The sequence below is a fragment of the Skermanella stibiiresistens SB22 genome (assembly GCF_000576635.1).
GTDB lineage: Bacteria > Pseudomonadota > Alphaproteobacteria > Azospirillales > Azospirillaceae > Skermanella > Skermanella stibiiresistens.
The window spans coordinates 40421-46925 of sequence record NZ_AVFL01000041.1 but is presented as its reverse complement, the minus strand read 5'-3'; the positions used below and the strand labels follow the sequence as shown (position 1 = coordinate 46925).

Genomic DNA, 6505 nt, shown 5'->3' with positions numbered 1-6505 from the left:
CGCCGCGTCCAGCCGGAGCAGACGGGCCGCCGCGGCGGCGGCGCCGATCGGACCCAAGACGCCTGTGGTCCACCAGCCGCGGTCATAGAGCGACAGGGTGGCGGCGGCGCCAACGGCGTATTCCGCCTCCGACCCCGCGATGAAGGCCGTGAGCAGGTCGGCGCCCGAGGCGTCGACCGCCTCCGCGACCGCCAGGGCCGCCGGCAGCACCACGGCGGAGCCATGGACCACACCGGCGTAGCAGTTGTCGTCGAAGTCCAGCGCGTGTGCCGCGGCCCCATTGGCGAAGGCGGCGGCGGGAGCGGCCAATTGGGACGCCGTGCCCAGCACGGTGGAGTTTCCCGAGGCTCCACAGGCGAACGCCACCGCCTGGGCCGTGCCGGCGACAGCCGTGGCCGACCCGGCCAGCGCCACGCCGAGGGTGTCGACCAGGCAGCAGCGGGCGACGGCGGCGACCGCGTCGGGAACGGCGTCCAGCGTCAGCGCCGAGGTCCACGCCGCGATGCGCGGGATCATGGCGCCTCCAGCTTCGGCGGCATCATCAGACCCTCGCGCTCGACCGTCGCCAGCGCCTCGTCATAGCCGGCGTCGGCGTGGCGGAAGACGGCGACGGCGCTGTCGTTGGCGAGCACCCGGCCGATCCTGCGGGCGGAGTCCGGCGTGCCGTCGCAGACCAGAGCCAGACCGGCGTGCTGGGAATAGCCGATGCCCGTGCCGCCGCCATGGTGGATCGACACCCAGGTGGCGCCGCTGGCGCAGCTGACCAGGGCGTTGAGCAGCGGCCAGTCCGACACCGCGTCGGAGCCGTCGAGCATGCCCTCGCTCTCGCGGTTGGGGCTGGCGACCGAGCCCGAGCTGATGTGGTCGCGGCCGACCACGATCGGGGCCGCGACCTCGCCGTTGGCGACCATCTCGTTCAGCGCTTGCCCCGCTGCGACGCGGTCCTGGAGCCCCATCCAGTAGCTGCGGGACGGCAGGCCCTGGAAGCGGATGCGGTCCTCCGCCATGTCGATCCAGCGCCCGAAACTCGGGTCCTTGACGACCTCGCGCAGGCGCCGGCTGCTGCGGACGATGTCCTCCGGATCGCCGGACAGCGCGACCCAGCGGAACTGCGTGCGGCCCCGGCAGAACTGCGGCCGAATATAGGCGGCGATGAAGCCGGGGAAGTCGAACGCCTCCTCCACGCCTACGTCGCGCGCCATCTGGCGGATGTTGTTGCCATAGTCGAACACGGCGACGCCGCGCCGCTTGAAGGCCAGCATGGCGCGGACCTGCCGGGCCATGGTCTCCTTGGCGGCCCGCGTGATCATCTCCGGGTTGGTCTCGCGCAGGCGTTCCCATTCCGGGATGGTGTAGCCGGCGGGCAGGTAGCCGTGCAGGGGATCGTGGGCGGCGGTCTGGTCGGTCACCAGGTCGGGCAGGTCGCCCGTCTCGAGGATCGCCTCGTAGACCTCGGCGGCGTTGCCGATCAGCCCGATGGAAACCGGCGCGCCATCGCGCCGGGCGTCGCGGATCAGGGCCATCGCCTCGTCCAGCGTCCCGGCGCGGCGGTCGAGATAGCCGCTCTCGATCCGGCGCTCGATCCGCTCGGCGCGGGCCTCGACCGCCAGCACGGAACAGCCGGCCATGACACCCGCCAGCGGCTGCGCCCCGCCCATGCCGCCCAGCCCGGCGGTGAGCAGCCAGCGGCCCTTCAGCTCACCCCCGAAATGCTGGCGCCCGGCCTCCACGAAGGTCTCGAAGGTGCCGCCGATGATGCCTTGGCTGCCGATATAGCTCCACGAGCCGGCCGTCATCTGGCCGTACATCATCAGGCCCTTGCGCTCCAGCTCGTCGAAGACCTCGGCGGTCGCCCACTTGCCGACCAGATTGGAGTTGGCGATCAGGACGCGCGGGGCGTCGGCGTGGGTCCGGATGATGCCGACCGGTTTGCCGGACTGCACCAGCAGCGTCTCGTCGAGTTCCAGCGATTTGAGCGAGGCCACGATGCGGTCGTAGCTTTCCCAATTGCGCGCCGCCCGGCCGCGGCCACCATAGACGACCAGATCCTCCGGCCGTTCGGCGACCTCGGAATCCAGGTTGTTCATCAGCATGCGGAGCGGCCCCTCGGTCTGCCAACTCTTGGCGTTGAGGGTCGCACCGCGCGGTGCCCGGATGATCCGACGATTGGGAATGGCGTTCAATGAGATATCCCTCGTGTCCCTCGAATGAGCCCGCGTCCGGCCCGCGACCGGGTTTGTCAACGATACGGGGAGCGGAGGATAAATAAACTAATCATTCCTCATGGCTTGAATTGGCTTTTCTAATCCAAGGGGGTGGGTCTGATCGAGGGAGTGGGCTCGCGTCAGCGAGTTCCACCAGCCTTCGAACACCACTGGAGGAAGCTGCGCAATTCGCTGGTGCGCTTCGTCGCGTCGGTGATCTCGTCGTCGATGCCGATCCTCCAGGCGATGTCGCCGCGGCTGGCGTCCTTGTCCAATTCGTCCAGCAAGGCCGCGTAATCCTCGATGGTCCTGCCATCCTTCGCCAAGTCCTGCGCGATGAGGTCGTCAGCCTGCCGGCGGAGGGATGCCGCGATCTCGGCGATGGTCAGCTCGGGATGATATTGGACGCCCCAGAACACGCCATTCCCCGACCGGATCTCCGCAGCCTCGACCGGTGTGCTCTTCGTTCTCGCCAGGACGACACCACCGGCCGGCATGGTATCGATGACGCTGAAATGCATGGCCGGAGCGTCCCAGACGATCGGCCGGCCCCGGAGGAGGGGATGATCGCGACCGGCTTGGGTCGCTGTGATGCCGCGCGCGAAACCGGCTTCCATCGCCTTCTCCCGCGGCTTGCACGTCCCTCCCGCCGCGACGACCGCGATCTGGAGACCCGCGCAGGATCCGAACGCGGGCGTTCCTGACTCGAACACGTCGGTAGCGAAACGGGCGGCGGAACGGCTCTCTTCGCCATCCTCGTGCATCTGGATCGGTGAGCCGGCGTAGACGACGCCGTCGTACCGGCGAAGCTCCTGATGTGACGGCGTCTTCGATCCATCGACACAGGAGACGAAGTCGATCGAAGCGTCCTCGGCGAGCGAGCGCAGGGTCGACGCGTAGGTCTCGTGCGACGCGGCCCCGACGGACTGGCGGCGCGCCTCGGCTTGATCGGGGGTTTCGCTGGCGACTATGAGAAGCTTGAGGGACACGGGTATCCAATCTCTGACGGTCGGGAAATCTGAATGGCGTGGTTTGTGTGGCCTGAGGCGGGGCCGGGATCGGCGCGGGTTGAGGATCCGCTTCGGGGGCCATGTCGGGTGTTGGTTTCGCAGCCCCCCTCAGGGAAATGGCATGCGTTTCGTCATGATCAATGTTCGGGATTGACAGCGAGTGTCGCGCCACCTGTAATTTATTCTGAGCTTGTAGTTGATCGGTAATCCTCGTGCCAATTACGTCATGATCGGTCTTGATCCCATGGGCGCCGACTCAAGAGTCCCCACTCACTTTTCCCTTTCCATCATACCCGAACTTGATCGCATAAGCGTTGATTGAAGGTCTCCCACTTCCATTTACGTCATACACGGACTTGATCCGGGTATCCGTCGGCTGAAACCGCCATGGTGATTTCAACCCAAAGCCGATATTCCACCGCACCGTCAAGTTGGCGGTGGGCTGGGTTGCCTGAGCGGTGTGAGCCGGCTATCGCTTTCCTCCCGAGCTGATCAGCCACACGGTCTGGCTGTACTTTCGCTTCCCGTTGAGCCTTCGGATGGTCGAGGAGATGCTCGCATCCCGGTGCATTGAAGTCAGCCACGAGACGATCCGCCAATGGGCGCTGAAGTTCGGCGAGGAGTTTGCCAACATCATCCGCCGGCGCCTACCCCAGCCCGGCGACAAGTGGCACATGGATGAGGTCATCCTCAAGATCGCCGGCAAGACGAATTATCTTCGGCGCGCCGTCGACCAAAAGGGCATCGTGCTGGACGTCTTGGTCCAGAGCCGGCGCGACAAAAAGGCGGCCAAACGCCTGCCGCGCAAGCTGCTGAAGCGCCAGTGCCGAGCGCCTCGAGTTATGATCACCGATAGGTTGGGCTCTTACGGCGCGGCGAAGAAGGAGATCATGCCGGGTGTCGAGCACCGCCAGCACAAAGGGATCAACAACCGGGCGGAGAACTCGCACCAGCCGACCTGACGGCGGGAACGGCAGATGAAGCGGTTCAAGTCGGCCAAGCAGGCTCAGCGCTTTTTGTCCGCCAACGATCAGATCGACAACCTTTTCCTCCTGCCCCGCCACCGCATGACCGCAACCGACTACCGCATTGAGCGGACCAGCGCCTTCCGGGCGTGGCACGACGTCTGCGGCATCGAGCAAGCCGCATAACCCGCAGCACCCTTGATTGCCGTCAAATTCGCCCAATTATCGGCTTCGCCCAACAAGTTGACGATGCACTCCCCATTCAAGATTCGGGAGCCGGGTTACGACTGAAACCAGGGATCCTCGCCGCGAAATACCGATGTAGTCCAGCCACGCGATCCTCGGCGCCATCCAACAAGCACGAGGAGCCGGATAGATGTTCAGTTCAGTATCGCGTCGTGTTTTGAGCGCTGGCGCGGCCTGCGTTCTCGGGGTTTCCGCCGTCCTGGCGCTCCAGGCCGCCACGGCGGCGCCGGCCCGGAAACCGACGCTCGCCGAGGAGAAGCCCACCGGACAAGAGGCGATCGAGCGGGGTGGGTATCTCGTCCGCCTGGGAGGCTGCAACGACTGCCACACTCCGGGTTATTTCTTGGGCAAGCCGGATCATTCCCGTTACCTGGGCGGGTCCGACGTGGGTTTCGAAGTTCCCGGACTGGGCACCTTCGTCGGGCCGAACCTCACCCCCGACCGGGAAACGGGGCTGGGCGACTGGACGCGGGCGGAAATCGTCGCCGCGATCCAGACTGGCGTCCGGCCCGACGGACGCGTTCTGGCGCCCGTCATGCCGTGGCACGCCTTCGCCGAACTGACGAAGTCCGATATGGGCGCGGTCGTCGATTTCCTGGCAAGTCTGACCCCCGTCACGCGCAAGGTATCCGGCCCGTTTGGACCGGAAGAGAAGGCCGATGTCTTCGTGATGAGGATAGTTCCCCCGGATGCGGGCGAAACTCCCGCCGAAGGGCGCGCCGAGGTCGAGTGAAGCCACGCCGCCGTTGTTTCCCGAGTGCCGCCGGCCGCGCCCGGCGGCATGGGCTGGGTGCGGCGTCGTTTGCGGGATCGTGCCGCCCACCGTTCCTGCTGAGGGGCCGACTACCAGCTCGCTGGCAGTGTCCTCAGCCCGCGGATCGCGAAGTTGGGCTGCCACGATGGATGGTCCGCGTCGCGCAGGCGCATCCCCGGCAGCCGGCCGAGGATGCCGGCGAGCGCTTCCTGGCCCTCGATCTGGGTGAGCTGGGCGCCAAGGCAGTGGTGGATACCGCCGCCGAATGACAAGGGCTTGTTGTCCAACCGATCGAGACGGATTTGATCGGGATCGGGAAACACTGCGGGATCACGGTTGCCGGCACCCACCAGGCACAGGACAATCTGGTTCTTTCGAATCGTCGCCTCGCCGATCTGGACATCCTCGAACGCGAGGCGCCCGACATACTGTACCGGCGAGTCATAACGCAGCAATTCGATGACGGCCGCTGGGATCAGGGTCGGATCGGCTTGGAGGCGACGGAGCGCGTTCCGCTGGGCGTGCAGCGCCAGCAACCCGTTGCCGATCAGGTTGCGGGTCGTCTCATGACCGGCGGCGAAGAGCAGCCAGACATTCGCCAGCAACTCGTCGGTCGTCAGCCCACCCTCGTCGCCGACCTTGATCAGCGCGGAGATCAGGTCGTCTCCGGGGTCTCGGCGGCGGCGTTCGAACAGATCGGTGAAATAGGCGCCTTGCTCCTCGAACATGGCATTGGCTTCGTGGAGTTCCAGGGCGTTCATCGGAACCGGATCGAGCATCCGGGTGCTGATGGTGGCGGAGTCGGCGAAAAGCCAGCGATCCTCCTCCGGAACTCCCAGCATGTCGCAGATTACGGTCACCGGCAGGATGTGCGCGAAGTCGCGGATCACGTCCATGGTGCCGCGCGGCTCCAGCCCGTCGAGCAATTCGGACACCAGCGCGCGGACCCTAGGTCTCAGAAGCCCGACGCGCCGCGCCGAGAACACCTGGGAGACCAGTCCGCGCTGGCGCGTGTGAGCCGGGGGTTCCTGCATCAGCATCGTCATGCCCAGCAGGCGGAAGCAGGTCTCGCCCATCATGCCGCGGCCGTAGATGTTCTCGACCATGGCCTCATAGCGCCGGCCGAACCGACGGTCTTTCAGGATCGACGCGCAGACGGCGTGGCTGGTCGCGATCCAATGGTTTCCAGCGGCGTTCCACTGGAGCGAACCCTGACGGCGCAGCCGGTGATAGGTCGGATAGGGGTTCCGGATGAACTCCGGGTCACGGGGATTGAACAAGGGGGACGCGGTTTTGACGACGTCGTCCCGGACTGTGGCACTCATC

The 6505-nt window shown here is 66.1% G+C and carries 5 protein-coding genes and 1 pseudogene; 2 read left to right on the top strand and 4 right to left on the bottom strand.

From position 1 onward, the window contains the following. The 3 genes from N825_RS31565 to N825_RS31555 all read right to left on the bottom strand — a co-directional run. A partial coding sequence (locus tag N825_RS31565; protein WP_198038988.1) for an MmgE/PrpD family protein occupies positions 1-516 on the bottom strand: 516 nt, incomplete at its 3' end. Continuing rightward, the gene (gene hutU / locus N825_RS31560; protein WP_037460513.1) at positions 513-2183 is read right to left on the bottom strand and encodes a urocanate hydratase; all 1671 of its coding nucleotides are present in this window, start codon (positions 2181-2183) and stop codon (positions 513-515) included. The genes N825_RS31565 and hutU, both read right to left, overlap by 4 nt. Positions 2184-2344: 161 nt before the next feature. Continuing rightward, complete coding sequence (locus N825_RS31555; protein ID WP_037460512.1) at positions 2345-3193, bottom strand: glutamine amidotransferase-related protein; 849 nt, start codon at positions 3191-3193, stop codon at positions 2345-2347. Positions 3194-3684: 491 nt separating this feature from the next. Between N825_RS31555 and N825_RS31550 the strand changes: the two are divergent. Beyond that, a pseudogene (locus N825_RS31550) lies at positions 3685-4365 on the top strand (IS6 family transposase); the annotation flags it as partial. A 190-nt stretch (positions 4366-4555) separates the two neighbouring features. Further along, positions 4556-5158, top strand: coding sequence for a cytochrome C (locus tag N825_RS31545; RefSeq protein ID WP_084165238.1), 603 nt, complete (start codon positions 4556-4558; stop codon positions 5156-5158). A 110-nt stretch (positions 5159-5268) separates the two neighbouring features. On the opposite strand, the gene N825_RS31540 is transcribed toward N825_RS31545, so the two are convergent. Beyond that, positions 5269-6504, bottom strand: coding sequence for a cytochrome P450 (locus N825_RS31540; RefSeq protein ID WP_037460510.1), 1236 nt, complete (start codon positions 6502-6504; stop codon positions 5269-5271). Position 6505 lies beyond the last annotated feature (1 nt).

Coding starts and splice junctions, on each gene's coding strand:
- N825_RS31540 (WP_037460510.1), bottom strand. CDS start 6,504: ATGAGTGCCACAGTCCGGGACGACGTCGTCAAAACCGCGTCCCCCTTG.
- N825_RS31545 (WP_084165238.1), top strand. CDS start 4,556: ATGTTCAGTTCAGTATCGCGTCGTGTTTTGAGCGCTGGCGCGGCCTGC.